The organism is Candidatus Spyradosoma sp. SGI.093 (genome assembly GCF_050314555.1).
Lineage (GTDB): Bacteria > Verrucomicrobiota > Verrucomicrobiia > Opitutales > UBA953 > Spyradosoma.
In genome coordinates this window covers 118,457-144,164 of record NZ_JBNPNH010000003.1, presented here as the reverse complement: position 1 = coordinate 144,164, position 25,708 = coordinate 118,457, and the positions used below count along the sequence as shown (strand labels likewise).

At 62.2% G+C, this 25,708-nt stretch carries 20 protein-coding genes and 2 tRNA genes; 3 read left to right on the top strand and 19 right to left on the bottom strand.

Features of this window, described 5'->3' with window-relative positions; genetic code table 11:
• Positions 1 to 185 precede the first annotated feature (185 nt).
• From ACQREB_RS04525 to ACQREB_RS04515, 3 genes are all read right to left on the bottom strand, one after another.
• Positions 186 to 6,509, bottom strand: a complete 6,324-nt coding sequence (locus tag ACQREB_RS04525) for a S6 family peptidase (protein ID WP_427765815.1) — start codon at positions 6,507 to 6,509, stop codon at positions 186 to 188.
• A gap of 593 nt (positions 6,510 to 7,102) precedes the next feature.
• Positions 7,103 to 7,867, bottom strand: a complete 765-nt coding sequence (locus ACQREB_RS04520) for a PEP-CTERM sorting domain-containing protein (RefSeq protein WP_427765812.1) — start codon at positions 7,865 to 7,867, stop codon at positions 7,103 to 7,105.
• Positions 7,868 to 8,063: 196 nt separating this feature from the next.
• Positions 8,064 to 8,141, bottom strand: a tRNA-Glu gene (locus ACQREB_RS04515).
• 149 nt (positions 8,142 to 8,290) lie between these two features.
• On the opposite strand from ACQREB_RS04515, the gene ACQREB_RS04510 reads away from it, so the two are divergent.
• Positions 8,291 to 8,365, top strand: a tRNA-Asn gene (locus ACQREB_RS04510).
• Between the two features lie 72 nt (positions 8,366 to 8,437).
• Complete coding sequence (locus ACQREB_RS04505) at positions 8,438 to 9,376, top strand: D-alanine--D-alanine ligase family protein (protein ID WP_427765810.1); 939 nt, start codon at positions 8,438 to 8,440, stop codon at positions 9,374 to 9,376.
• Positions 9,377 to 9,390: 14 nt separating this feature from the next.
• Here the strand turns inward: ACQREB_RS04505 and ACQREB_RS04500 are convergent, their stop codons facing one another.
• The 16 genes from ACQREB_RS04500 to ACQREB_RS04425 form a co-directional block, all read right to left on the bottom strand.
• On the bottom strand, positions 9,391 to 11,337 hold the full coding sequence (locus ACQREB_RS04500) for a M60 family metallopeptidase (protein WP_427765807.1): 1,947 nt from the start codon (positions 11,335 to 11,337) through the stop codon (positions 9,391 to 9,393).
• A gap of 48 nt (positions 11,338 to 11,385) precedes the next feature.
• Positions 11,386 to 12,354 (bottom strand): bifunctional heptose 7-phosphate kinase/heptose 1-phosphate adenyltransferase, encoded by a 969-nt coding sequence (locus ACQREB_RS04495; protein ID WP_427766173.1) that lies wholly within the window; start codon positions 12,352 to 12,354, stop codon positions 11,386 to 11,388.
• 103 nt (positions 12,355 to 12,457) lie between these two features.
• A complete protein-coding gene (gene atpC, locus ACQREB_RS04490) occupies positions 12,458 to 12,874 on the bottom strand; it encodes an ATP synthase F1 subunit epsilon (protein WP_427765805.1) in 417 nt (138 codons plus the stop codon).
• A gap of 71 nt (positions 12,875 to 12,945) precedes the next feature.
• The gene (locus tag ACQREB_RS04485) at positions 12,946 to 13,317 is read right to left on the bottom strand and encodes a four helix bundle protein (protein WP_427766170.1); all 372 of its coding nucleotides are present in this window, start codon (positions 13,315 to 13,317) and stop codon (positions 12,946 to 12,948) included.
• Between the two features lie 43 nt (positions 13,318 to 13,360).
• Entirely contained in the window at positions 13,361 to 14,779 is a 1,419-nt protein-coding gene (gene atpD, locus ACQREB_RS04480) for a F0F1 ATP synthase subunit beta (protein ID WP_427765803.1), read from the bottom strand.
• 28 nt (positions 14,780 to 14,807) lie between these two features.
• Positions 14,808 to 15,320: a hypothetical protein gene (locus ACQREB_RS04475; RefSeq protein WP_427765802.1), complete on the bottom strand. Its 513-nt coding sequence runs from the start codon at positions 15,318 to 15,320 to the stop codon at positions 14,808 to 14,810.
• Positions 15,317 to 16,117, bottom strand: coding sequence for a hypothetical protein (locus ACQREB_RS04470; protein ID WP_427765800.1), 801 nt, complete (start codon positions 16,115 to 16,117; stop codon positions 15,317 to 15,319). The genes ACQREB_RS04475 and ACQREB_RS04470 overlap by 4 nt, the downstream gene beginning before the upstream one ends.
• A gap of 29 nt (positions 16,118 to 16,146) precedes the next feature.
• Positions 16,147 to 17,046 carry an ATP synthase F1 subunit gamma gene (gene atpG / locus ACQREB_RS04465; protein ID WP_427765798.1) on the bottom strand — a complete coding sequence of 300 codons (900 nt, stop codon included), beginning with the start codon at positions 17,044 to 17,046 and terminating at the stop codon, positions 16,147 to 16,149.
• Positions 17,047 to 17,165: 119 nt separating this feature from the next.
• Positions 17,166 to 18,692 (bottom strand): F0F1 ATP synthase subunit alpha, encoded by a 1,527-nt coding sequence (gene atpA / locus ACQREB_RS04460; protein WP_427765796.1) that lies wholly within the window; start codon positions 18,690 to 18,692, stop codon positions 17,166 to 17,168.
• 43 nt (positions 18,693 to 18,735) lie between these two features.
• A complete protein-coding gene (locus tag ACQREB_RS04455) occupies positions 18,736 to 19,146 on the bottom strand; it encodes a F0F1 ATP synthase subunit delta (protein ID WP_427765793.1) in 411 nt (136 codons plus the stop codon).
• 143 nt (positions 19,147 to 19,289) lie between these two features.
• Positions 19,290 to 19,742, bottom strand: coding sequence for an IS200/IS605 family transposase (gene tnpA, locus ACQREB_RS04450; RefSeq protein ID WP_427766169.1), 453 nt, complete (start codon positions 19,740 to 19,742; stop codon positions 19,290 to 19,292).
• A gap of 232 nt (positions 19,743 to 19,974) precedes the next feature.
• Positions 19,975 to 20,544, bottom strand: coding sequence for an ATP synthase F0 subunit B (locus ACQREB_RS04445; RefSeq protein WP_427765791.1), 570 nt, complete (start codon positions 20,542 to 20,544; stop codon positions 19,975 to 19,977).
• 79 nt (positions 20,545 to 20,623) lie between these two features.
• Positions 20,624 to 20,833, bottom strand: a complete 210-nt coding sequence (locus ACQREB_RS04440; RefSeq protein ID WP_427765788.1) for an ATP synthase F0 subunit C — start codon at positions 20,831 to 20,833, stop codon at positions 20,624 to 20,626.
• Between the two features lie 99 nt (positions 20,834 to 20,932).
• Positions 20,933 to 21,814 (bottom strand): F0F1 ATP synthase subunit A, encoded by an 882-nt coding sequence (locus ACQREB_RS04435; RefSeq protein WP_427765786.1) that lies wholly within the window; start codon positions 21,812 to 21,814, stop codon positions 20,933 to 20,935.
• Between the two features lie 218 nt (positions 21,815 to 22,032).
• A complete protein-coding gene (locus tag ACQREB_RS04430; protein ID WP_427765784.1) occupies positions 22,033 to 23,520 on the bottom strand; it encodes a succinate CoA transferase in 1,488 nt (495 codons plus the stop codon).
• A 290-nt stretch (positions 23,521 to 23,810) separates the two neighbouring features.
• Positions 23,811 to 24,071, bottom strand: a complete 261-nt coding sequence (locus ACQREB_RS04425; RefSeq protein ID WP_427766177.1) for a hypothetical protein — start codon at positions 24,069 to 24,071, stop codon at positions 23,811 to 23,813.
• Between ACQREB_RS04425 and ACQREB_RS04420 the strand changes: the two genes are divergently transcribed.
• Positions 23,967 to 25,100, top strand: coding sequence for an FRG domain-containing protein (locus ACQREB_RS04420; RefSeq protein WP_427766167.1), 1,134 nt, complete (start codon positions 23,967 to 23,969; stop codon positions 25,098 to 25,100). The two genes, ACQREB_RS04425 and ACQREB_RS04420, sit on opposite strands and share 105 nt — an antisense overlap.
• Positions 25,101 to 25,708: the final 608 nt, after the last annotated feature.

Sequence of the window (25,708 nt, the reverse complement as noted above, 5' to 3'; positions counted from 1 at the left end):
ACACTTTCTTGAGCGCGGAACAGGACCCGACGATTTCCGGCTCTCTGTACGGCAGCACGGGCAACGCCAAACGGAACGCCGCCTGAAAAGCGCGACAGAAAATTCTTGAAGCGATGTTCATGGCCGAATGTTCCTTCGCCTGTCGAAAATAGGCAAATAATTTCCTGCGCACGCCCTCAGCGCGTTCAGCGGCGGCGCCGGCGGCGGGCGGCGCAGAAGGCGAGCGCGAGCGTTCCCGCGAAGAGCGAAAACGCGCCGGGTTCGGGAACCGTCAGCGTGAGCGTCAGCGCGTTCGCGGACGCGTCGTAGCGCAGCTGCGAAGTCCACGCCGCGAAGTCGCCGGCGTTTTTCAGTTCGTATCCGATCAGCGAAACTTCGCCGTCCGCGAGTTCCGCGCCGTTGTAGGAAAGCGCGCTTTCGGAGACGAGCGTCAGCGCGCGCGTCTCTTCGGGACCGTCCGCCGCGAGCGTCGCGGGAACGGCGGCGAGCCCGCTCAGGTCGATGACCAGCTTCGCGCCCTCGGCGAACTCGATGCCGCCGGAAACGCCGACGACGGTCGTTCCCGCGACGAGCCCGAGCTCCGCGCCGCCGGCGACGGTGACCTTGCCCGAGCCGAGCGCCTTCGCGTGCGCCGCGACGAGCGTTCCCGCGGAAATCGTCGTTTCGCCCGTGCGCCCGGAATTGTCTCCGCTCAGTTCGAGCGTTCCCGCGCCGAGCTTCGTCAGCGAACCCTCGCCGGAAAGCCCGCCGCCGAGCCGTATCGTCGCGCCCGCCGCCGCGCGCGTTTCGACGCCGACCGCCGCCGTGTCGAACGCGACCGCGCCCGAGAGCGCGACGTCGAGCGCGGAATACCAGTCCGCCGAAGCGCCTACCGTCGCGTTCGCGAACGTGACCGTTTTCGCGCCCGCGCCGAGCCCGCGGATGCCGCCGGCGCCGACGTTCAGCCTTCCGCCGCTCAGCGACAGCTCGGCGGCGGCGCCGTCGGCGGTTCCGAGCACGATTTCCCCGAAACCGGCCGTGCCGCCCTCGATCTTCAGCTTGCCTTTGTTGATGTTCGCCGTCCCGACCGCGACGTTCCCGGAGAGGATTCTCACGGAGCCGTCATCTGTATTTCCGGACGTGAGCGACAGCGTGCCGATCGTCGCGTCCCCGCGGATTTCCGTGCGGCATTTGGGGTAGCCGGAGTAATTCGTGTTTTGCGTGAGTCCGCCGAGCGCGATCGTTTTGCCTTCGCCCGGCGCGAGAATGAGGACGCCGCCGTCGAGATGCGAGAGCGTTCCCGTTCCCGTGACGCTTCCCGTGAACGTCGCTCCGGCGTGCGCGGCGTAGAGCACGAGCGAGCCGCCGTTCGCCCCGACGACGAAATCCTGCGAGAACGAGTCCGTTCCGTTGAGTCCGTTATTGTTGCCGTTCTTCAGGAAAAGTCCGCCGCCGTCGAGCTCGATCGTCTTCGCGGCGCCGAACGAGGTCTGCGTATTTTTGTTTTCCGCGTAGAGCATGCCGCTCGTGACGGCGAGCGTTCCCGTGAAGTCCTCGCCGAGCTTCAGATTGCTGTATTTCGAGGCGTCCGCGTTCGTTCCCGCGGCGGAAAATTCGATGCGCCCCGCGCCGGAAACCTTCGTCGAAAGATCCGTCGTGGCGGAAGCGCCCGTGTCGTTCGCTCCCGCGAGCGCGAGCGTTCCCGCGGACTCGACGGTCGTCGCGCCCGAGCCGAGCGCCGCGACAGAGGCAACGGAAAGCTTGCCGCCGGAAATCTTCACGCCGCCCGCGAAGGTGTTCGTGCCGGAGGAAAGCGTCAGCGCGCCGTCGCCCTTCTTTTCGAGCTTTCCGTCGCCGATGACGTCGCCCGAAATCACGAGATCCGAACCCGCCTTCGCGTCGAAGATGACGTTCGTGTCCGCGGTGCGCAGGCGCAGCGTCGCCGAAACCTCGGTGCGCGTTCCCGCCGCGGCGACGACGCTCGCCGTGGAGCTGAAGAAATCCAGCGCGCCGAGGCGTCCGTCGGCGTTGGTCTGTCCCGCGCCGGAAACCGTTCCTCCGGCGAAGACGATTTCGTTGCCCGAGCCGACGGACCAGCGGTTCGTGCCGAAGTCGAACGCGGCGCTCGCGAACGTGAGCGTGTTCGTCGCGCCGTAGTCGAGCGCGTCGATGCTGCCCGCGGCGAACGTTCCCGCGCCCGAGAGCGTCAGATCGCCGGAAATTTTGCTTTCGCCCGCGAGCGTGAGCGAACCCGAGGCAAGGGTGAGTTCGGCGCTGCCGCCGTCGGCGATTTTCAGCTGGAACGTGTTGCTCTGCGAGACGATCGCGGAGGAAAATTCGAGGCGCGCGTTTGCGCCGACGTCGAAGGTCGTCGTGCCCGCGCGCAGGCGCAGCGGCGCCGCGATGCGGGAGACCGTGGGATTTTCCGCGGACGCGTCCGCCCGCGCGACGACGCTCAGGACGGTGTCCTTAAAAAAGTCCAAGGAGCCGATGTTGGCGCCGTTTTCGATTTGCCCCGTTCCCGTGACTGTTCCGCCGGCGAGCGTGATCTTGTTGCCCGAACCGACGGACCAGCGGTTCGCGCCGAGCGCGAGTTCGCCGCCCGCGAGCGTGAGCGTGTTCGTCGCGCCGTAGTCGAGCGAGTCCGTCGTTTCGACGGTCACTTTGCCCGCGTTCATCGTCAGATTCGCGCCGAAGGTCGTTTCGCCGGAAATCGTCATCGTGCCGCCGTCCATGACGAGATTCACGGCGTTGCTCAGCGAATCGGAATACGCGAGCGCGCCGGTGCCGGAGACCGCGAGTTCGCCGCCCGCCGCCGCCGCGGCGGTGAACGCGAGCGTTCCCGCGGCGGCTTCGAGGCGACCTCCCTCGACGACCGTGCCCGTGAACGTGAGCGTTCCCGCGTCCGTCTTCACGGCGCGCGCCGCGACGACGCCTCCGAGCGTTCCCGCGGAGCTCGAGAAGCGCAGCGTTCCCGTCCCGCCTTCGGAAGAGTCCGCGAGCGTGCCGCCGTCGCCGAGCGCGAAATCGCGGAAGGTCTGCGTCGTGCCCGCGAGATCGACGACGCCGCCGTCCTTCGCGGCGACGGAAGCGGCCTGCGCGAGCGCGTCGTTCACGGAAAAGGACAGCGTCGCGTCGCCCGCGGTTTCGCTCGTCTTCGTCGCGTCTCTGCCGACGACGGAGACTGCGCCCGTGATGCCCGAAACGGCGTCGAGCCTGAGCGCGCCGCCGGAGAAGCCTTGCCCGTCCACGACGAGCGCGTTCACGCCGTTCGCGTTGAGCGCGTTCGCGAGCGCGAGCGTTCCCGAGGAGCCGCCGAAGCGGTAGGCGGCGTTCTCGGCGACGGTCAGCGTTCCCGTGAAGGTCGTGTCCGCCGCGGCGCCGAGCGCGAGATTCGCGTGCGAGGAGAAATCGAAATGCGCGTCCGACGCCTTGTCCGCGAGCAGCGTTCCCGCGGAGGCTTCGGAAATCGCGTCGAGCGCGTCGGCGGGAGCGCCGAAGCGCGTGCCGTAGTCGAGCGCGACGCTCGAGGAACCGAGCGCGCCGGCGTTTTCCGCGAAGAGCGAAACGCCGCCGTTGATCTGAATCGCGCCCGTGAAGTCGTTCGCCGCGTTCGTGAGCACGACCGTGCCCTTGCCGTATGCGTTGCCGAGCGCGAGCGTGCCCGCTCCCGTGAGCTTGAAGTTGACGCGGAGTTCGCCGCCGCCGCCGCCGAGCCGCCAATGACCGTCCGTCGCTTCAAGCGTCTCGCTCGTGTTTTCCGCGCCGTAGTTGACGGTCGTTCCCGCCGCCGCGCCGACGTAGAGCTCCGCGTGTGCGGAAACGTCGAGCTTGTCCGCGCGGTCGGCGACGAGCGCGAGCACGCCCGTGGACGCGCCGTCGATCTTCGAAAGGAGCTCCGCGGAGGAAAGCGAGGAATCGTCCGCGACGCGGAGCACGCCGCGCGCGCCGACGTTCCATTTGTTCGACGACGTGTCGCCGAGCGCGGCGGCGTTCGCGACGAGCGTCCCCGTCTCGAGCGTCTTCGCGCCGGAAAACGTGTTCGCGCCGCCGAGCGTGAGCACTGAGCTCTCGGAATTAAGCGCGACGCGCATCTGCCCCGTTCCCGTGACGTTCCCGTCGTAGCGCATGTCCGCCGTCGCGTCCGCGGATTCGTGGCGGACGAGGAGTTTCGCGTTCGCGCCGTCGAGCGCGACGTTCCCCTTCAGCCCGAAGAACGCGGAATACTTTTCCGTGTCTTCGAGCGCGTAGCCGCCTTCGACGTATTCGAAGCACCTGTTCACGCCGCTGTTCATCGTGAAGACGCCGCCGTCGCGGACCGTGACGTCGCCCGTGAGGCGCGCGTGCGAGCCGAGCTCGAAGGTCGCGCCGGATTCGACGGCGACGTTCGCCGCCGCGTCCGCGTAGTGCCAGTCGTCGGCGCTGAAATAGCGGTCGGCGTTCGTTCCCGTGGCGGAGCCGAGCGCGTGGACGGTATTCGTTCCCGCGAGCTTCAGCGTGCCGTTTTGCACGACGATGCCGCTTTCCGCGTTGTTCGTGAGATTCGTGAAGACGCCGGTGAGCGTCCAGACCGCCTCGGCGGAATCCGGCGCGTAAACGAGCTTCAGCGCACCCGCCGCCGTGTCCGCGAAGGAGCCGACGAAGCTTTCGCCGCCGTTCTTCACGATGAGCGTCGTCGTCGTTCCCGCGGCGGAGTTGGTGAGGACCGCGCCTTCCGTGAGCGCGTGAATCGTGAAGCCCTCGGCGGAAACCGCGGCGGCGTTGTCCCACATCATGGAATTGCCGTTGAAGTCGAGCGTCGCGCCTCCGTTGCCGAGCGTGACGTCGCGTGCGACCTGGTTCACGTCCTTGATGACGACGGTCGCTCCCGTGCTCGCGAGCACGTTGTAGGCGGCGTAGCCGTTTTCGCGGGAAAGAACGAGCTTGCCCGCGCCGCCGACGTTGAGCAGGGCGTCGTTGTTCCCGCTGCCGACGATCGTCAGATCGCCCGCGCCTGCCTTGCGCCATTCGCGCATGTCGTTCGTGGGGCTCGTCAGGTCGAGCTCGACGCTCACGCCCGTGTCCACGATGAAGCCGGCGGTGTCGAGCAAGTTGCTTTCTCCGGCTTCGGAAGAGACGCGGAAGCTCGCGCTCGCGACGCCGTCCGCCTTGGAGAACTGCACGTAGCCGACGCCCGTGTCCGCCGTGTCCTTGAGCACGATTCTGTATTGCTCCGTTCCCGCGGCGGTGAAGACGAGGTTCTCCGTCATGAAGAGGTCGGACGTGCGGAGACCTTCGGCGGTCGTCGCGGTCAGGCTTTCGCGGGAATCGAGATCGACGACGTTGAGGTACTCGTCGCCGTAGTTGAACCAGTTGTCCTTGTCCTTTTCGGCGGAAAGATCTTTCCACGTGCGCGTTCCCGATCGGACGCCCTTGAACTCGACGCTTTCGTCGCCGAAGGTCACCGTTCCCGTCGCGAGCTTGTCCGTCGTGGAGAGCGTGGAGCTCGTTTCCGCGTCCGCGATCGCGGCGACCGTTCCCGTGACGGCGTTGACGTAGATCGTTTTCGAGGCGTCGGCGGAAAGCGCGATTTCCTTGTCGAAGCTCGCCATCGTTTCGAGCGTGTATCGCGTGTTCCCGCGCAGATGGGAGAACTCGTCCGTGCCGGACTGCCCCGCGGCGAGGTATTCGAACTGTCCCGTCGCCTCGTTCCAGATCCACGCCGGACTGCCGGAGTCGCCGGGCGCGAGCGAGTAGGGAAGCGGGTTCTCGGCGTTCACGCCTTCGGGAGTCCAGTTCGCGTAGTGGAAGACGTTGAAGTTGCCGTTGGCGTCGAGGTTCCCGTAAGCGCCCGTGTTTATGCTTCCGGCTGCGTATTGGTAGGCGCCCGCGATTTCCGTCGTCGCTCCCGAATGGTCGGCGACCTTCATCGTTCCCGAGCCCGCTCGGTAGTATTGGATGTTCGTTCCCGCCGCGAGCGTTCCCGAAAAGACCTGCGAGCCGACGACGTCGGTGAAGATCTTGCTCTGGCGCGCGATCTTGTAGTCGTAGACGCCGCCGTCCGGCGTTTCGGGGGAAAGCGAGAAGGTCGAGTTCGTCGCGACGACGGAATTGCTCCAGTTGTAGCCGTTGCGGTATTCGATGCTGCTGTAGCGGACGGCGTTTTCCGCGCCGACGGCGGCGCCGGAATAAGTCTGGTCGATGACGCCGTTGTGCGCGACGGTGGCGATGAAGTTGTAGCCGATCGCGTTGTTCGCGCCCTGGTCGGAGAGACCGCCGAAATCGATCATGCCGTGCGGGAGCACGTAGCTTGCCCGGCCGCCGACGTAGGCGATGACGACTCCGCCTTCCTGCGCGCGGATGTGCGCGAGCAGGGCGTTCGTCGCGCCCGCCTGAAAGCGGCCCGTGTTCTGCGCGAAATCCGTGTAGGTGAGCAGCGACGCGTCGGCGTGCATGACCTCCGCTTCGGCGGGAACGAAATTCGCGGCGGCGAACAGCGCGGCGAGCGGGAGGGGCGAGAAGTGAAGTTTTCGTAAAACGTATGAGTTCATAAATGCGGCGCGAGCGTATCGGTTCTTTTAGCGAACGGCAAGATCCGTTTCCGCGCGGAGCGCGCCGATTTTCCGTCGGGAACGCGAAAAAGCCCGCGATCCGTTTTCGGAATCGCGGGCTTTTGAAAGTGGCGCCCCTTCAGGGATTCGAACCCTGAGAATTGCGCATAAACAAAAGCCTTAAATAAAAAGTGGAGAAAAAGTGGAAAACGTCTTGCAAGGACGTAATTTTAGTGCAGCGTACAATTATGGCTGAACGACGCGTAAAAATTGGGAAGGAGTTTTAGGAGTTATTTTCCGGAGCTGAGCGTTTCTGAGGATTAATGCGGGAAATGTCGGAGCTTGAAGGCGTTTGTCCCGGAGACTTTAAGGTGGTGCGGGAACGGATGCGGTATGACGATGCCCCGAGCGCAGAAGAGGTTTTTAAGGGGTTGTGTCAGGAACTGGTTTATAAGAACCACGGGAATGCCTCACGAGTTCCTATAGGGTTCTCTGTGTAGAGGGAGAAATTGCAGGGGGAATTACAATCCCAAATAAAAACGCCTCACTGAGTTTCTTCAGTGAGGCGTTTTTATTGTTAAGCTTTAAAAGTCTTAGCGCCGGCGGCGGCGCGAAGCCACGAGCGCCAAAGCACCAAGACCTGCGAGCAAGCCGAACGTGGACGGTTCGGGGATGACGGAGATTTTTAAGTTGCTCATGGTCGGTGTCTTCCATTCATCACTTGCGTCGTCCGGACCATGTCCACCCTCGATTGTCACCACCAACTTACTGACCTCAAGAGAGGTGATGCCCAAGTCATAATTGAGTGACGAATCAACAGCGGTAGACGTCGTCGTAAGGCTCCAAGAATCACCATCCCACTTAATTTGACCACTAATTGTAGATATTGCACCACCAGTCGGCATAGCGGAGCTCAGGGTCGCACCGGCGGTTAGCTGAACATCATCCTTAGCGTTGGTGTTTGCGAATACATACCCTTGGGCTCCAGTATTATCTGTAACAGCAACTTGAAGTTCATCACCTGGCTTGTCGTACGTACCGTGCCCAACAACAATGGCATTAGAGGAGCCGATCAGAGCAAGCGTAAGACAACTGTTTCCCGTCCCATTGTTAGTCGCATCAAAAGAAAAATTTAAAATTTCATCTACGCTAATCGTCAAGCTGGTCGCCAACGTGTACGTAGAGCAATCTACTTGCCAGTTAGGATCACCTGAAAGTACTCCGTTACCGTCGATTGCATTGTTATTGGCATGCACCCAAGTGCCGGTTTGGCTATCGGTCAAGGGAGAGATTTCGACAGCATTAGCAAAAACGCTTCCAGCGGCGAGGAGTGCCGCGACTGTAATATATTTTTTCATAATTGTACTAAGGTTGTTGTTAGGGCTTCAATTTTGCCCCCCCCCCCCCTGAGAAGAGTCAAGCCCTATTTCAAGCGATTTTAGCGGGTGTTTTGTGCGATTATGGGCCCGTCTAGTTGGATGTTTAGTTCGCTTGCTCCGCTTGTAGACGCGAAAAAGCCCGCGATCCGTTTTCGGAATCGCGGGCTTTTGAAAGTGGCGCCCCTTCAGGGATTCGAACCCTGGTCGCCTCAGTGAAAGCGAGGTGTCCTAGACCGGGCTAGACGAAAGGGGCGTTTCCAGTCGAAACGCGTTGGTTTAACTGTGAAAAGAAGCATCGCATAATTTCGCGGGAGCGTCAAATAAAATTTAAAAATTTTTTTTTGAGAAAAACCTGTTGACAGCGGCGGGAGAAAAGCGTCTAATACGCCTCACATTTTTGATTGCCCAGTAGCTCAGCGGAAGAGCAGTTGACTGTTAATCAATTGGTCGTAGGTTCGATCCCTACCTGGGCAGCCACTTCGAAACCCGCGAAGATTCGCGGGTTTTTTCGTGCAATCCCGCCTCGTCGGGCGTAGCGTTGAGGCACTCATGAACAAACAGGATTTCAGAATCGTCGTTCTCTGCGGCGCGCGGTCGCCGGAACGCGAGGTTTCCATTCAGTCCGGGCGCGCCTGCGCCGAGGCGCTGCGCTCCGCGTTCCCGCGGACGGAACTGCGGACGCTCGACGAAAACCGTCTGCCGGAAGATCTCGACCCGGCGACGGACGTCGTCTTTCCCGTGATTCACGGCGACTACGGCGAGGACGGCGGCGTGCAGCGCGATCTCGAGGCGCGCGGTTTCGCGTACGCGGGCTGCGGGATCGAGGCGAGCGAGACGTGCATCGACAAGGCGGCGACGAAAGCCGTCATGCGCGCGCACGGCGTTCCCGCGCCGGACGGCATCGTCTTTTCGGCGGACGCGCGGCCGGACGCGGCGGAGATCGTCGCGCGGCTCGGCGCGGAGACGGTCGTGAAGCCCTCGGACAAGGGCAGCAGCGTCGGGCTGTTTCTGCCGACGGGCGAGCGCGAGCTGCGCGCGGCGCTGGAGGGCGACCTAAGCGCGGCGAAGAAGTGGATCGTCGAGGCGCGTCTGCACGGCAGAGAGCTGACGGTCGGGCTGCTGGAGGGCAGGGCGATGGGCGTCGTCGAAATCCGCCCGAAGACGGGCGTCTACGACTTCACGAACAAGTACACGCGCGGGAACACGGAATACCTTTTCCCCGCGCCGATCGACGACGCCGTCGCGGCGCGCATACGCGCTTCGGCGGAGACGCTGTTCGCGGCGTGCGGCTGCCGCGATTTCGCGCGCGCGGACGTGATTCTTTCTCCGGACGGAACGTTCCGCTTCCTCGAAGTGAACACGATGCCGGGGCTGACGGCGACGAGCCTGCTGCCGAAGAGCGCGTCGTGCGTCGGTATGGATTTCCCGAGCCTCGCCGCCGCGATGGTGCGCCCCGCGATCGCGCGTTTCCGTTCCCGCGCGGGCTGAAACCGCGTGCGTAATCAGCGCGCCGGCGCGGAAACGGCGGAGGACGTCGAGCTCGCGCCCGGCTTGCGCGGCGCCGGCTTGCCGTAGGCGAGAACGCGCTTGCCGTCCCAGCCGACGGCTTCGACGCGCGTCGCGCCTTCGGGGTAGATGACGAGCGTCGAGGAATTGTCCTTCGAGTCCAGCCCGCTCATCGAGACGCGCACGAGCTTGTCGCCCGCGTAGGTCTCGAACGCGACGACGTTCTGCCATTTTTTGTGCGAGAACGTGAGGCGGCGTCCGTCGGCGGAGGGCTCGACGCCCTTGCCCTTGGAGCCCTTCACGGGCAGACCTTTTTTGAAGATTTCGTAATTCGTCGCGGAAATGTAGTAGATGACCGGGCTTGCGGGAGCGGGGAATTTTTCACCGAACTTCTTGAGCTTCTTGCAGTCCGCCTCGGTGATCGTGAGGTGCGCGGGCGTGTAGTCGTCGAGGTCGCGGTCGATGGGCTTGAGCATTCCCGCCGCCTCGAAGAACGGCATCAGATTCTGCTTCGCGATTTCGCAGGCGTTCTTCATGAAGCGGATCTGGATCGCGCCGTTGTCCGGCTTCCCCTCCTTGGTCTTCGGCACTTCGTCCGTGCGGGCGATTTCGAAAAGCTGCGGATAAAAATCCTTCGGGCCGCGCTCGGCGACGTTCATGTAGAGCTGCAGCTGCCACAGCGGAGCGACCTTGACGAAGTGGTCGCCGCCGTTTTCGTAGCCTTCCATTTTGTCCGGTCCCTTCTGGCAGAGCCACGGTTCGCCGTAGACGAGCGCGGAATTGAGGAAACTGTTGAATCTGCCGCCGATGAAGGGACCTTCGCCGTCGCGCGATTGGCAGCGCTCGTGCTCGAGGCGCATGGACTCGGGCGTCATCTTGAAGTTCGCCCAGCAGGAATAGATGTTGTTCGTCACCTCTGCCGTGCAGACCCACATCATGAGCGGCCGCGTCTGGTTGACGTGTCCGAACTCGTGCGAGATGCCCCACGCCTGCGCCTCGACCTTCGCGGGATCGGCGATCGAGTCCATCGTGTTGTCGTTGAAGGCGGCGCCCATGCCGTCCGCGTGCATGTAGCCTTTCCACATCGTGCGGCCGAGCATGTGGTTGGGGCGTTTGCGCTTAAACTGCTGCAGGCCCATGATGTCTTCCTGCTGGCAGCGGATCAGCTCGTCGTAGGTGTTGATGAGCTTCAGCCCGTCCTTGGGGCAGATCTGCTTCATCGTTTCCGCGCAGTAGATCAGGTGGACGTATTTGCCGACGATGTCGATGCAGTCGCCCGCGACGCCGTCGAGCATCTTCGCCCAATCCTCGTTCGTGTGCGTCGCGTTGGAAAAGACGCCGTTCGCGTGCCCGGTCGCGATGTTGACGTTGACGGGCTTGGCGTCTTCGTTCGTCGTGAAATACTGAATGTACGCGAGCCCGTTGATCTCCACGGGAACGACGTTCACGCCCTTTTCGAGCGGATAGACTTTCTCGTCGCCGTAGCCTTCCTGGTCGAAGCAGTGCACCTTGAGCGAAATCGTCTCCTTCTTGGGAATTTCGCCGACGAAGAGCACAGCCGTCTCGCCCGCCTTGAAATAGATTCCCGTCGGGTTCTCGTAGCGGCTGTAGAAACTCGTCTTGAGCTCCTTCGCCAGCGCGTCCACGGGATAATACGGCCGATACTTGCGCGCGCGGCGATGGAGCTTGTCCTGATATTTCTTCGCGAGCATCCGTTCCGCCATGTCGCGCAGGACGGGATTCTTCATCGACTTGACCTGCTTAGCCGTCACGCCCTTCTTCAGCTCGCGGCAGTAGGCGTCGGAAAAAATCGCCTTCATCTCCGAGGCGGAGAAATCGCTTTTCTTCACCTTGGAAAAATCGTCGCCCAGCGCCGCGGGAACGCAGACGAGAGCGAGAACGAAACACAGCGCGGATGCGAGGACTCGGAGAAATTGCTTCATGGTGGAAAACGGGGGTTGAGGCGGCGGGAACGGGCGTTCCCGCGCGGGTCATTGACGGAATGCGAGAATCTCCTCCGGAGTGACGGTCGCCGTGCCGAATTTGCCGACGACGATTCCCGCGGCGGTGTTCGCGAAGTGCGCCGCCTCTTCAAGCGGCGTTCCCGCGGCGAGCGCGAGCGTGAGCGAGGCGATCACCGTGTCGCCCGCGCCGGAGACGTCGAAGACTTCGCGCGCGAACGTCGGGATGCGCTTGAGGATTTTGCCCTCGCGGGAAAGCAGCATGCCTTCCGCGCCGAGCGTGACTACGAGATCCTTCGGACGGTGCTTTTCCCAGATGCGGCGGCAGATTTCCTCGGCGGGAAATTCGTCCGGACGCAGCTCGTTCTGAAGGTCGGCGAGCTCGATCGCCTCGTTCTTGTTCGGCGTGATGAGACCGACGTTTCTGAACGGCAGGCGGCGGCGCGGCTTCGGGTCGAGCGAGACGAGAATGCCGTGCTGTTCGGCGTGCGCGAGAATCTGCGTGAGCATCTCCAGGTCGATCGCGCCTTTCGCGTAGTCGGAGATGATGACTGCGTCCGCGCGCTCGATTTCGGCGAAAAGCTTTTCGCGGACCGCGGCTTCCGTGAGCGCGTAGTTTTCCGGCGCCATTTCGCGGTCGAGCCGGCAGAGCTGCTGGTTGCGCACGACGACGCGCGACTTGATGATCGTCGCGATGCGGGAACGGCAGAACTCCGTCGGATAATCGATGCCCGCCGTGCTCAGAATCGCGCGCAGCCGGCGCCCCGCCTCGTCGTCGCCGCAGAGACCGCAGAGCGCCGCACCCGCGCCGAGCGAACGGATGTTCAGCGCGACGTTCGCCGCGCCGCCCGTCACGTAGCGGTCCTTGGAGACGTTGACCACGGGAACGGGCGCTTCGGGCGAAATGCGCGTCGCGTCGCCGTGGATATAGTGGTCGAGCATGACGTCGCCGACGACGAGCACGCGCACGCGGGAAATTTTTTCGAGCAAGGTTTTCATCACGATCACATTCTTTCAAAAAAAGCGTTTCGCGCAAAGGCGATTGTTCGCTCCCGCGCAATTTTTTTTTGAACGCCCGGCGCGGGGAGCGGCGCGCACGCTTTTATTTTTTGCCTTTGGCGAGCTTTTGGGCGATGGCGAAGCGCGCGATCGCCTCGAGCTTTTCGAGCTCGGCGGGATCGATTTCCTTCTGCCGGCGCGCCGCCTCGATCGCGGCTTCGGCGCGCTTCTGCGCGTCCTCGACGGCGGAGAGGTCGATCGCCTTCACGTCGATCGCGGCTTCGGCGAGCACGCTCACGCGGTCGGCGATGACGCGCCCGTAGCCCTTGTCCACGGCGAGGCGTGTCGTTCCCGCGGCGCTCTCGACGACGATTTCGCCGGGTTCGATTTCCGCGGTCAGCGGGATGTGCCCGGGCAGAATCCCGAGCTCGCCCGCGGTCGTCGGAAGCGTCACGGACGCGACGTTTTCCGCTTCGTAAACGACGCCGGTCGGCGTCACGATTTCGAATGATAAAGACATTTATATCCCTTTCGTTCTCAAGAATGAATGGTGAATAATGAATAGTGAATAGCGCAGAGCCTGAAAAAGAATCAGATTTTTTCTCCGAGCCGCATTTTGCGTTTCGTGGTGTTGACCGTGGCCGTGAGCATTTTCAGCAGTTCGATGCAGTCTTCGCGCAGGGAATCGAACTGTTTCCGAGTGATGAAGTCGCCCTCATGCAGAAGCTCCAACCAATATTCCGTCTCGGCGGATTCCTTCAGCGCTATGCTCATCTTTGAGACGAAGTCCTTCTGGCTTTGCGCGTACTGCGCCTCGCAGACGTTGGCTCCGATGCTCGTTCCGCTGCGCAGAATCTGTTTGGAGAGAACGCCTTCCCGCGATTTTTCGGAGACGTGCTGATACAGCTTCACGATTCTCATCGCGAAACGTTTCGACTTTTCCCGCAAAAAATTCTCCGGCAAGGCGTTATTCATTATTCACTGTCAATTATTAATTTCGACGAGGTCATCGCTTCGACGAAGCGATGACCTCGTCGATGGAGCCTTTCATGTAGAAGTGCTGCTCGGCGATGTCGTCCACTTCGCCCTTGAGAATGGTGTCGAGCGAGCGCACGGTGTCGGCGACGGAGCAGTACGCGCCGTCCATGCCCGTGAACTGCGACGCGACGTGGAAGGGCTGCGAGAGGAACTTCTGAATTTTGCGCGCGCGGGAGACGGTGAGCTTGTCTTCGTCGGAAAGCTCGTCCATGCCGAGAATCGCGATGATGTCCTGCAGGTCCTTGTATTTCTGCAGCACGGCCTGCACGGCGCGGGCGACGCGGAAGTGGTCTTCGCCGACGATCTGCGGCGTGAGCGCCTGCGAGGTCGAGGCGAGCGGATCGACGGCGGGATAAATCGCGAGCTCGGCGATTTTGCGGTCGAGAACGATCGTCGAGTCGAGGTGCGCGAACGTGTTCGCGGGTGCGGGGTCCGTCAGGTCGTCCGCGGGAACGTAAACGGCCTGGAACGACGTGATGGAGCCTTTTTTCGTGGAGGTGATGCGTTCCTGCAGGTTGCCCATTTCCGTCGCGAGCGTCGGCTGATAACCGACGGCGGACGACGAGCGGCCGAGCAGCGCGGACACTTCCGAGCCCGCCTGCGAGAAACGGAAGATGTTGTCGATGAACAGCAGCACGTCCTGCCCCTTTTCGTCGCGGAAATATTCCGTCATGGCGAGCGCGGTCAGCGCGACGCGCATACGCGCTCCCGGCGGTTCGTTCATCTGTCCGTACACGAGCGCGACCTTGGACTTGGAGATGTCCTTGGTGTCGATGACGCCGGACTCGCACATTTCGCGGTAGAGGTCGTTGCCCTCGCGGGAACGCTCGCCGACGCCCGCGAACACGGAATAGCCGCCGTGCGCCTTCGCGATGTTGTTGATGAGCTCCATGATGAGCACCGTCTTGCCGACGCCCGCGCCGCCGAACGCGCCGACCTTGCCGCCCTTCACGAACGGGCAGATGAGGTCGATGACCTTGATGCCCGTTTCGAGCAGCTCCGCGCCCGTGCTCTGCTCGACGAGCGGCGGCGGGTTGCGGTGAATCGGGTATTTCTTCGTGCACGAGACCGCGCCCTTGCCGTCCACGGGATCGCCCGTGACGTTGAAGATGCGCCCGAGCACGCCTTCGCCGACGGGAGCCTGAATCGGCGCTCCCGTGTCGACGATGGGCATGCCGCGTACGAGCCCGTCCGTCGTGCTCATCGCGACCGCGCGGACGACGCCCGCGCCGAGGTGCTGCTGCACTTCGAGCACGAGCCGCGTCGGCGCGCCGTTGAGCGTGTAGTTCACTTCCAGCGCGTTGTAGATCGCGGGAATCGTCTTTTCGTCGAACTGCGCGTCCACGACCGCGCCGATAATCTGGGTAATTGTTCCTGTTGTAGTCATAAATTATTTACTTTTTTGATTTCGGGATTCATTCGAGTTCAAAATTTTCTTTCGCTCCGTGCGCACGCCCGCGCGTTTCGCGGTTTCGACGAGAGTCTTGTTGTGCTCCCGCATTTCTCTGCGCAGAAAAAGCCGCCGGTCTTCTTCGCTGAGCGCGTTGAACGCGGCATCGTCGGCGAGCTCTTGTCTGCGCGTTTGGATCGCGAAATACGTTTGTCCGAGCGCTATGACGGGCTTGGACGAATCGCCGTTCTGCACAATGAGGTAGCCACGCGTAGCGCGACAGGCGGAAGTCTTCGATTTCGTGTTTCGCGCCTTTTGCGAGATCGATCATTTTCACCTCAAGGTGAAAATGATCCGAAGCCTTCGCCCCTGCGGTTTCGCAGGCGATTTTCGCCTTTTCGACCAGCGGCCTGAATTTCTCCCAACGGCTGTATTCGAGCACGGGGAACAGCTCGCGCGCGGACCAATACTCATTGCCGCTCTCGTCGATTCGGCGGAGCTCATCAAAAGTTCTTTTTCGGTTCGCGGGAACGCTCATTTTCGAAGCTCCTTTCCGTCGTTCGGGGATTTGTTCTTGCGCTTCGCGCCGTCGCGGGCAGAATCGGCGAAGTCCTTTTCGTTGAGGACTCCGTTCCCGCAGGGTATGGCAGCTCGGGGATTTTGCACCCCGACCGAATCCAGCCATTGCGGGAACTTTTTTGTATGAAAATAACGGAGCAGTCCGTCCTTCATCCATTTGCGGAAAGACCCGACCTGGCGCCCGTGCACCGACGAAACCGCGTTCACCGTTTCGTGCCCGCGCGTTGTCGCGACCGCGACGGCGACGATGACGCTTTCGCCGCTCTCCGTGTCCTTCAGCGTCGTGAGCACGACCTTGTCTCCGTTCCCGTGGGCGGAATCGAACACCGCGACGGGATCAGCGAGCTCCGCCGGAAGCGCCCGCAGATTCGTTTCGCCGACGTGGTGAAATTCTCCGGTGAATTTGCTCGCCGTTTTCCCGAGCGTCTTGTCGAGAATGCTCTTGTTGACGACGAGACGCATTTCCTCGGCGGGAACGCCGTCGTCCGCAAGCAGCCGCGCGAGCACCTTCGGCGTCCGCGAAAGCACTGTGTGGGGAACGCGCACGTTGAGCGTTCCCGCGAAATAGTCGTCGAGCGTCGCGTTCCACGCGGCGGTTTCCTCCGTCGCGACGGAAAACGCCGCGGCGTCGCTTTTCGCGTCCGCGGGAACGGCGAAAAAAACGGAAAACACGCAGACCGCCGCGCACACGACGCCCGCGAGGAAGCGGCGGGAACGTCGCTTCTCGGGAACGGGTTCTTGTGCTTGCGCGCGCATCGGCGTTTTCTCTTTTCTATCTTCCCTGCTCAGCCGGCGTTGGAGGCGGCGAGCTCGTTGATTTCGTTGGTGATGGCGGCCTGGCGCGCCTTGTTGTATTCGAGCGAAAGCGATTCGACGAGCGACTTCGCGTTGTCCGTCGCCGCCTTCATCGCGACCATGCGCGCGGACTGCTCGGACGCCTTCGCCTCGAGAATCGCCTGGTGCAGGCTCTGCTTGAAGAAGAGCGCGGGCAGTCCTTCGAGAATCGTCTTCGCGTCGGGCGCGAACGCCATTTCGCGGTCGTCCTCGGCGAGGCGGAACTCGCTCTTCGCGCCCTGCGCGGCGAACTGCGCGCGCATGCGTTCCTCCAGGTTTCCGAGCGGCACGAGCGTCGAAATCATCGGCGTCTGCACGATCGTGTTCTTGAACTGCGAGAGCACGATTTCGATCGTGTCGATCGTTCCCGCGAGGTATTCGCGGATGAGGTATTCGCCGATCGGGCGCACCTCCGAAAAGTTCACGTGGTCGCTCACGGAAAAATCCGCGACGAGTTCGCGCTTCGTGCGCGCGACGAACTGTGTCGCCTTTTTCCCGACGGTGAAGAACTTCGCCGGCGTTCCCGCGGGAACGGTCTTGTTCAGAAAACGGAACAGGTTGGAGTTGAGCCCGCCGCACAGCCCCTTGTCGGTCGCGATGACGACGATCCCGCGCGTCTTCACGGGGCGTTCCTGAATGAGCGGATGCGTGAATTCGCCCGAAAGGTCGAGCCCGCGCAGCGCCGTCGCGAGAATGCGCGAAAGTAGCACGGCGTAAGGTCTTCCCGACGTCGCCGCGTCCTGCGCGCGCCGCATCTTCGACGACGCGACGAGCTGCATCGCGCGCGTGATCTGCCCGGTGTTCGTCACCGAGCGAATGCGATTTCTGATTTCTCTGAGCCCCTTGGCCATTGTTTTGGAAAGTTAAAAAATAAAATTCGGAACCACGAACGGACACGAAAGAACGCGAAAACCGAATCGGCGCGTGCCGAAAAATTCGCGGGAATTCGCGTTCATTCGCGGTTTCTTCCTTAAGCTTTATACGCCGCTTTCCACTGGTCGCAGGCGGCTTTGATCTTCGCTTCGAGAGCGTCGTCGAGCTTCGCCTTGGACTTGATTTCCGCGAGCGTGTCCTTCGCCGAGGTTTCGAGAAAATCCTGCAGCGCGAGCGACGCCGCGAGCGTCTTTTCCTTCGGAACGTCCGCGAAAAAGTCGTGCTGCGCCGCCCAGATGAGCGCGATCTGCGAGGCGACGGGCTTCGGCTCGCCGGGGCCCTGCTTGAAGAGCTCGACGAAGCGGTCGCCCTTGTCGAGAATCGTCTTCGTCGCCGCGTCGAGGTCGCTGCCGAACTGCGCGAACGCCGCCATTTCGCGATACTGCGCGAGCTCGCCCTTCACCTTGCCGGCGACCTGCTTGAACGCCTTGATCTGCGCCGACGAACCGACGCGCGAGACCGACAGACCGACCGAAATCGCCGGGCGCACGCCCTGGTTGAACAGGTCCGTTTGCAGGAAGATCTGCCCGTCCGTGATCGAGATCACGTTCGTCGGAATGTAGGCGGAAACGTCGCCCGCCTGCGTCTCGATGATCGGGAGCGCCGTCAGCGAGCCCTTGCCCGTGAGGCGCGCCGCGCGCTCGAGCAGGCGGGAATGCAGGTAGAACACGTCGCCCGGATACGCTTCGCGGCCGGACGGGCGTTTCAGAATCAGCGAAATCTGGCGATACGCCGCCGCGTGCTTCGAAAGGTCGTCGTACACGACGAGCGCGTCCATGCCGTTTTCCATGAACCATTCGCCGATCGCCGCGCCCGCGAACGGAGCGTACATCTGATTCGCGGCGTTTTCCGACGCTCCCGCGACGACGACCACGCAGTACTCGAGCGCGCCCGCCTTTTCCAGCGTCGCGATCAGCCGCGCCACGCTCGAATTCTTCTGCCCCACGGCGACGTAGATCGAATACACGGGGCGGAAATTCGGATCGCCCGACGCGAGCCCCTCGCGGTTGATGCGCGCCTGGTTGATGATGGTGTCCGTCGCGATCGTCGTCTTGCCCGTCGAGCGGTCGCCGATGATGAGCTCGCGCTGGCCGCGGCCGATCGGGATCATCGCGTCAATCGGCATGATGCCCGTCTGCAGGGCCTGGTTGACGGGCTCGCGCGGCATGATTCCGGGCGCGATCTTCTCGATCGGCGCACGCTCCTTCGCCCCGATCGGGCCCTTGCCGTCCACGGGATTGCCGAGCGTGTCGACGACGCGCCCGAGCAGTTCCTTGCCCACGGGAACGCTCAGCAGGCGCCCCGTCGTCCTGCACGTCATGCCTTCTTTGAGCGACGAGGTGTCGCCCATGACGACGACGCCGACGATGTCCTGCTCAAGGTTGAACGCGATGCCTTCGAGCCCGTTTTCGAACGCGAGCATTTCGTTCATCATCGTTCGGGAAAGCCCGTCGACTTTCGCCACGCCGTCGGCGAGCTCGACGATCGTGCCGACGTTCGCCTTCTCCGGTTTTGCGTCGAGCGAAGCGATCGCCGACCGAATATCTTCAAGAATCTGACTCATGTTTTTTGTTTCGTTTTGTTGTTAAATGCGTGAAAAAAAGTTCTTACGCCGCGGCGAGCGAGGCGCGGAGCCGCGCGAGCGCGCCCGCGAGCGAAGCGTCGTAAACGTCGTCGCCGACCTGCACGCGGACGCCGCCGAGCAGGGCGGGATTTTCCGTCGCGACGGGCGCGACCGTGCGTCTGTAGAGCGCGGAAAAATGCGCCGCGAGCGCGTCCGCCGTTCCCGCCGGGAGCGTTCCCGCGAACTCGATGCGCGCCTCGGAGAACCGCAGTTCCCGCGCGACCGCCGCGTAAAACGCTTCGAGCAACGGGCGCAGCGCCGCGCCCGGGAACGCGCGCGGCAGCTCGGCGAGAATCGCGCGCACGCGCGCCGCGTCGATGCGCCCGTCCGCTCCGCGCGCGAGCTCCACGAGCCGCGCCGCGTGTTTCCTCAAAGTCTGGTTTTTCTTAGCCATTGTTTGTCGAAAAGAAAAAGACGTCGAATTCGTCCGAACATGTCTTCGCCCCGACGGGGCGAGATTGTCCAGCGTAGGGTGAAGCGTAGCGCAACCCTACGGACGCGTCACCCGCAACGTCAAGCCCTGTAAGGGCGAAATTGCTATGCCCAAACGTATTTTTCATCATATTTTACGTTATATTTTTTGAGAAACGCCCTGAATTCATCCTGAAACGAACGCGTTTTATGATGTTCCTTCTGGTTTTTGATGTAATCCGAAACTGCGGCGGTCTGAAGCGGACTCACCGAAAAGATTCCGTAACCGTCCTGCCAGAAAAATTTTTCGTAAGCTCCCCCGAAGGACTTGATCCACTTTGAGGACGCCGTTTTGATTTCCCTAATCAGATTCGCCGGAGAAATTGTGCGGGAAAGCCCGCAAAGCGCATGCACATGGTCGCGATGTCCGCCGACCTGAATCACGGGACAATCCGAATTTCTGCAGACTCCGGCGATATATTTGAACAATTCTTCGGAGACGCTTTCGTCGAGGAACGGAAAACGGTCTTTCGTGCTGAACGCGATGTGCACAAATATCTGGGAGAGCGACTGTGACATCAGGCGGCGTCCTTCCAATCGCGCTCCTTCAGAGCGCATTGTCTTGTCCGGTTTTCGTAGGGCCGCGCGGACAAGTCCGCTTGCCCTACGCTAAGCAATCTCGCTCCTTCGGAGCTGAAGGATTCTCTCGCGCAGGAAAAAACGCGACGCGCTCCCGTGAACACGACGTCCGAAAAATCGTGCTCCTTGAGAGCGGAATCGTTATGTCCTGCCGATTTCATTCGCGGTTCCTTTACGCTTTAAGTTCTTCCGCGGCGGCGGCGGTGAGGCGCGTCTTTTCCGCGGCGGGGAGTTCGCGCGCGAGCAGTTTTGCCGTGGTCTCGACGACGAGCGCGGCGACTTCGCCGCGGAGCTCCGCGAGCATCTTTTCGCGTTCCCGCGCGACGTTTTCGGCGGCACGGCGCTCCGTCTCCTCGGCGCGCGCGATCGCGTCCTGCGCGGCTTTTTCGACGGTCTCCTTGGCGGACTTGCGCGCGGCGTCGAGCACGGCGGCGGCGTCCTGCGCGGCCCGCGCCATCGTCGCCTTGTAGTCGGCTTCGGACTGCGCGAGCTTCGCCTTCATGTCGTCGGAGAACTTCAGCCCGTCCTCGATTTTTTTCTGCCGTTCGGCGACGGTCTTCATCAGCGGGCGAAAACCGAAATACCACACGACGAGCGCGAGCACTCCGAAGCTGACGATCTGCACAGCGAGCGCGCCCGGCTCGATGCCGAACTTCGTCGTGATCTCCGTGAATTTGTTTCCGCCTTCGGTCGCCGCGGGAACGGCCGCGGCGGCGGCGTTTGCCAGAATTTGTGAAAACATGGTGTCTGCGAATGTCTGAAGAAAAAAGGTTTACGGGAACGGCGCGCGCCCGAAAAAAGCGGCGCCGTTCCCGCGCGGTTCACGCGAGGAAGAGCACGTAGAACGCGATGGCTTCGGCGAGCGCCATGCCCAGAATCGCGAGAACGAGAATCTTCCCGAACGCGCCCGGGTTGCGTCCGACCGCTTCGACAGCCTTGCTGCCGACCCAGCCCACGCCGATCGCCGCCGCCGCGCAACCGAGCGCCACGTGCAGGCTTCCGCTGATTTCCGCGAGGAGTGCCGTAATCATTGTCTTATGCCTTTTCTTTGATTTGGTTTGGTTTTTATGGGTGAATCCCGACGCGGACGCTCTCGGCATCCTCCCGCCGGAAAAATTCTTTTCGAAAAATCATGCGTGCTCTTCGGCTTCCGCGTGTTCGCCGCTGTCGTGATTCGTGATCAGCCCGATGTACACCGCCGAAAGCAGCGTGAACACCAGCGCCTGCACGACGCCGACGAGCAGTTCCAGGAAGTAAAACGCCGTGAAGTAGCCCGTCGAGTGCATCAGCGTCTCGCCGCCGAACACGTTTCCGAAAAGTCGGAACGACAGCGACACCGGGCGGAAGATCACCGAGATGATTTCGATGAAGCCCACCGCGAAGAAGATCAGCGACAGGAAATAATACACCGCCGCGGGAACGTCGCGCTTGTCCGCCTTGTTCCCGAACCAGTCGAAAAGCACCGCCTTCGCGCCCGCGTATTTGAGCACGATGATCGCCCACGCGCCGAAGGACACGAGCGCGAGCCCGAGCGTGCCGTTCATGTCCGCGCCGAGCGGACGGAACAGCGCGCGGAACGTTTCCGTCTCCGTGCCGTCCGCTGCGAGCGCCGTCTCGTGCCAGCCGATCGTGCCGACGCCCGGAATCAGCCCCGCCCAGTTCTGCGCGAGAATGAAGAAGAACAGGCAGATCAGCAGCGGAAACGCCGCCGGAAACGCCTTCTTGCCCAGAATCGGCTCCAGAATCTCCTTGAACATGCCGAGCACGGTCTCGACCGCGTATTGCCCTTTGGACGGCACGAGCTTCGGCCGCCCGCACGCGAGCCGGATCAGCGCGATCAGCACGAGCGCCACGATCCACGTCGTGAGAATGCTGTTCGTGATCGGCAGCGAAAACCCGTCCCAAAGCGGGATTTCGAAAAGCTTCTCGGCGGCTTCCGTCGCCGCCGAAGCCGCGGGCGCCGCCGCAAACGGCGCCGCGATGACGGGGATGATTTTCTTCAGGGGAAACATATCAAAAACGCATTCGCATTTTGCACCTCGCCGCGGCGTTTGTAAAACGCTTTCCGCTCCCGCGTCCGCGACGAAACTCCACGCACCCTACCATGAATAGAACGTTCGTTTAAGAAGAATTTTCGTTCCCGCGGGCGCGCAGCGCCGTTTTTCCGCACAAAAAAACGCGTTCCCGCGGAGAGGCGGGAACGCGTTTTTTGCGGAGAGCGCGGGAACGTTCAGTCCTTCATGTTCGCCTTGCGCATGTCGCCTTCCTGGAGGAACGCACGGTGGAACTCGAGCGCCTTCGTGACGTCGCACGGCGTGTGGTAGAGCGGCGTGCGCGCGACATAGTCGCGGAGCAGCTGCTTGTACTCGGGATGCACGCACTTTTCGATGAGCTCTTCGGCGCGTTCGCGCGGGCATTTGCCGCGCAGGTCGGCGACGCCCTGTTCGGTGACGACGATGTCCACGTCGTGTTCCGTGTGGTCGATGTGCGAGCACATGGGCACGATGGAGGAAATCGCGCCGCCCTTGGCGACGGACGGGCACGTGAAGATCGTCAGATAGCCGTTGCGCGCGAAGTCGCCGGAACCGCCGATGCCGTTCATCATCTGGCGCCCGTAGAAGTGCGTGGAATTGACGTGGCCGAAGAGGTCCACCTCGATCGCCGTGTTCATGCAGATCAGACCGAGACGGCGCACGATGCCCGGATTGTTGGAGATTTCCTGCGGGCGGAGCACGATCTTGTTCTTATAGAAATCGAAGTTCTCGTAGATGTGCTTCAGGCAGTCGTCGGAAACGGTGAGCGAGCAGCCGCCGACGAAGACGCAGCGCCCCGCGTCCATGAGCTTGATGACCGAGTCCTGAATGACTTCCGTGTGCATGCGGAACGGCGGAATGTCCGTGTTGCGGCCGAGCGCGGCGAGCACGGCGTTCGCGATGTTGCCGACGCCGGACTGAATCGGGAGAAATTCCTTCGGAATGCGGCCGGCCTTGAGCTCGGCGGCGAGGAAGTTGCAGACGTTCTCGCCGATCTGGTCCGTGACGGGATCGCTCGGCTTGAACGGCGCGATGTGGTCGTTCTCGTTCGTCATGACGACGCCGACGATCTTCGCGGGATCGACCTGGAGCATCGTCGTGCCGATGCGGTCCTGGACGTGCGTCATGGGAATCGGCGCGCGGTTCGGCGGATCCGCGGGAACGTAGATGTCGTGCAGATCCTTCAGCCCCGGATGGTGGTAGGCGTTGAGCTCGATGATGATGCGGTCTGCGAGCTTGCAGTAGGTCGCCGTGTTCCCGCCGGCGGTCGTGAGCGCGATCCTGCCGTCGTCCGTCACTTCGGTGGCTTCGACGATGGCGGTCTGCACGCGCGGAATGAAGCCGTAGCGCATGTACATCGCCGTGTGCGAAAGGTGCATGTCGCTGTAGCGGACTTTCTGCGAGTTGATGTTCTTCTTCAGATCCGCGTTGCCTTGGTAGGGCATGCGGATGTCGATGGCGTCGGCCTGCGCGAGCGCGCCGTCCGTGGACGCGGACGTGGACGCGCCGGTGAAGAGATTGATCTTGAAGGGGCGGCCGGCTTCGTGTTCCGCCTTCGCTTTTTCCGCGAGGGCGCGGGCGGTGGCTTTGGGGGCGCCGGCGGCGGTGAATCCGCTGAGGCCGATGTTCTCGCCGTTTTCGATCATGGCTACGGCTTCTTCCGGGGTGAGCGTTTTGAATTTCATGAGAATCGGAAATCGATGTTTGTTCTGGATTGGAAAAATTCGCCTTCCCGCGCTGAATATCCGCGAAAAGGCGAACGCGAACCTACACCCGAAAACGCGTTCCCGCAAGAGCGGAATGTTTTTCCGGTCGGGAAATTTCAAAAAACGCCCGTTCTCCCGCCAAACCGCCGAGCCGCGAAGAAGGAAACGGTTTTTCACTGGAAGTCATAGGAGTGAAAGGAAGTTTTTCACGGGAGAACCGACACTCACTATCCGTTATTCATTATCCGTTATCCACTATTCACTATCCATTATCCGTTATCCGCTTTTTTCCGTTCGCGGGCGCGGCAGGCGTGCTCCTGCAGCGCGGCGACGCGCTTCCGCTTCAGAGCCGGATCCCGCAGATCCGTGCGCCGCCCGCGCGAAAAATCCCCGAGCGCCTCGTCCAGCGAAAACCCGAACTCCCGATTCAGCTTCTGAATGATCGCCGTGCGCGCGAATGCCGTCAGATTCTTCATGCTCTGACAGGAGCAGTAGGCTTCCACGATCTCGGCGGGAAGCGCCAAATTCAACTGAATCGAACGCCTGTACATATCGTAGGAAGTCGAACAAAGCCCGCTCCGGACTTCCAAAATCTCAAGGACGATGCGGACGCGCGTTATTTCTTTCGCGGGGAATGCGCGGTTTTCCCCGACCCGACGCCCGGCCTCCTGCGCGGCGGCGACTTGCTGGGCAAAGAGAACGAGATTTTTCAGGACGCGCAGAACCGCGTTCCCGCGCTGTTCGCGAACTGCCCGACGACGTTCGACAAGCTCTGCCAGATGCAGCACTACGGCTTCCCGACGCGGCTCATCGACATTTCGACGGATTTGGCGATGGCGTGGTTCATGGCGGTGGACGGGTGGAAGGCGAACGAGGTGCTCCGCGAGCTCAATTCGCCTTGCGGGACGTTCTTCGTGCCGAGCGTGCTTGTCCTGCGCGTGCCGCGGGAACGCGAGAAATTTTTGGATAGCGACCTGGTCGCGACGCTCTCCGCCGTCGCGTGCATGAAGAAGCGGTTCAATTCGGGGCGTCTGCGTCACGAGGTCGCGCAGGAACGGGCGGATTTCGACGAGGATTTTCTGCTGAAACGCGTCCGCGAGGATTGTTCCCGCAACTACGTGGTGTACCCGCGGATGTCGAACCCGCGCGTCACGCGGCAGAAAGGCACGTTCGTTCTGTGCGGGCTGACTCGGGAAAACTGCGAGCTGCTCGCGCGCGGACACGGCACGGAGGCGGACAAGACGCGCCCGGACGCGCGGACGGGGCTGTGCTATCCGAAGATCGAGTGGGATCCGGCGAGGCGCTCGGAGGAAATTTCCGTCTGCGGGCGTTTCGTGCCGTCGCGAAAATATTTCGAAGACGTGTCGAAGGCGATCGCGGCGGGAACGCGGACTTATTCGGAATGCGAGGGCGTCCGTGAAGCGGTCGAGAAGTTCAGGAAAAAGGTTTTCGCGGAACTCGCGTTCGTCGGCGGCGGAGAGGCGGACGCCTACGCCGACGACTTTAGCCGCCAGGCGGAAGTCTGCCGGGCGTCTTTCAAGCGCGACGCGAAAGCGTGATTTTTCGCGGCGGCCCTTGGGGGCGAAGGCATTCCTGCCTTCGTTCCCGCGGCGAGCGTGTGTCCGGAAAGCGAACATCCCTCGCGTGGCGTTCCCGCGCCCCGCGACGAAGACGTGGACGTCTTCGCCCCCAAGGGCGCGTTTCTTCGGGCGTTTTCCGCGTGAATCCGCGAAATCTGCGGGAGATTTTTCCCTGCGTCCGTGCGTTCTCTCAATCGCGCTCCTGCAGAGCGCATTTTTCTGTATGGTTTTCGTAGGGCTGCGCGAACAAGTTCGCTTGCCCTACGCTGACCAATTTTGCCCCTTCGGGGCTTTTGAAAATCCTTCCGCGCTTTGAAAAGCCCCCGTCGGGGCGTCCCTCTTTGAAACCCCAGGTGGAAACCTGGGGTAGGGCGGAAAATCCGACAAGCCCCGTCGGGGCGACCCTGCTCCGGGCGCGTCCATCCGCCTCGGGAACAGGGTCGCCTTTACAAGGCTTTTCCGTTTCGTGCGCATTCCCCGAGCTTCCGCCCGGGGTTTCTTTTGGGGCAGCCCCGACGGGGCTTTCATCTGTGTCCATCCGCGGCGTCCGCGGCAAAAAACTTTCTGCCCTCGCGCGAGGCGTTCCC

Bases quoted from the DNA above. Each gene is read 5' to 3' on its own strand.
- ACQREB_RS04495 (WP_427766173.1), bottom strand. From the start codon at position 12,354: ATGAAAACCTTGCTCGAAAAAATTTCCCGCGTGCGCGTGCTCGTCGTC.
- ACQREB_RS04525 (WP_427765815.1), bottom strand. From the start codon at position 6,509: ATGAACTCATACGTTTTACGAAAACTTCACTTCTCGCCCCTCCCGCTC.
- tnpA (WP_427766169.1), bottom strand. From the start codon at position 19,742: ATGTCACAGTCGCTCTCCCAGATATTTGTGCACATCGCGTTCAGCACG.
- ACQREB_RS04505 (WP_427765810.1), top strand. From the start codon at position 8,438: ATGAACAAACAGGATTTCAGAATCGTCGTTCTCTGCGGCGCGCGGTCG.
- atpD (WP_427765803.1), bottom strand. From the start codon at position 14,779: ATGACTACAACAGGAACAATTACCCAGATTATCGGCGCGGTCGTGGAC.
- ACQREB_RS04470 (WP_427765800.1), bottom strand. From the start codon at position 16,117: ATGCGCGCGCAAGCACAAGAACCCGTTCCCGAGAAGCGACGTTCCCGC.
- atpG (WP_427765798.1), bottom strand. From the start codon at position 17,046: ATGGCCAAGGGGCTCAGAGAAATCAGAAATCGCATTCGCTCGGTGACG.
- ACQREB_RS04445 (WP_427765791.1), bottom strand. From the start codon at position 20,544: ATGTTTTCACAAATTCTGGCAAACGCCGCCGCCGCGGCCGTTCCCGCG.
- atpA (WP_427765796.1), bottom strand. From the start codon at position 18,692: ATGAGTCAGATTCTTGAAGATATTCGGTCGGCGATCGCTTCGCTCGAC.
- ACQREB_RS04475 (WP_427765802.1), bottom strand. From the start codon at position 15,320: ATGAGCGTTCCCGCGAACCGAAAAAGAACTTTTGATGAGCTCCGCCGA.
- ACQREB_RS04500 (WP_427765807.1), bottom strand. From the start codon at position 11,337: ATGAAGCAATTTCTCCGAGTCCTCGCATCCGCGCTGTGTTTCGTTCTC.
- ACQREB_RS04430 (WP_427765784.1), bottom strand. From the start codon at position 23,520: ATGAAATTCAAAACGCTCACCCCGGAAGAAGCCGTAGCCATGATCGAA.
- atpC (WP_427765805.1), bottom strand. From the start codon at position 12,874: ATGTCTTTATCATTCGAAATCGTGACGCCGACCGGCGTCGTTTACGAA.
- ACQREB_RS04520 (WP_427765812.1), bottom strand. From the start codon at position 7,867: ATGAAAAAATATATTACAGTCGCGGCACTCCTCGCCGCTGGAAGCGTT.
- ACQREB_RS04440 (WP_427765788.1), bottom strand. From the start codon at position 20,833: ATGATTACGGCACTCCTCGCGGAAATCAGCGGAAGCCTGCACGTGGCG.
- ACQREB_RS04435 (WP_427765786.1), bottom strand. From the start codon at position 21,814: ATGTTTCCCCTGAAGAAAATCATCCCCGTCATCGCGGCGCCGTTTGCG.
- ACQREB_RS04455 (WP_427765793.1), bottom strand. From the start codon at position 19,146: ATGGCTAAGAAAAACCAGACTTTGAGGAAACACGCGGCGCGGCTCGTG.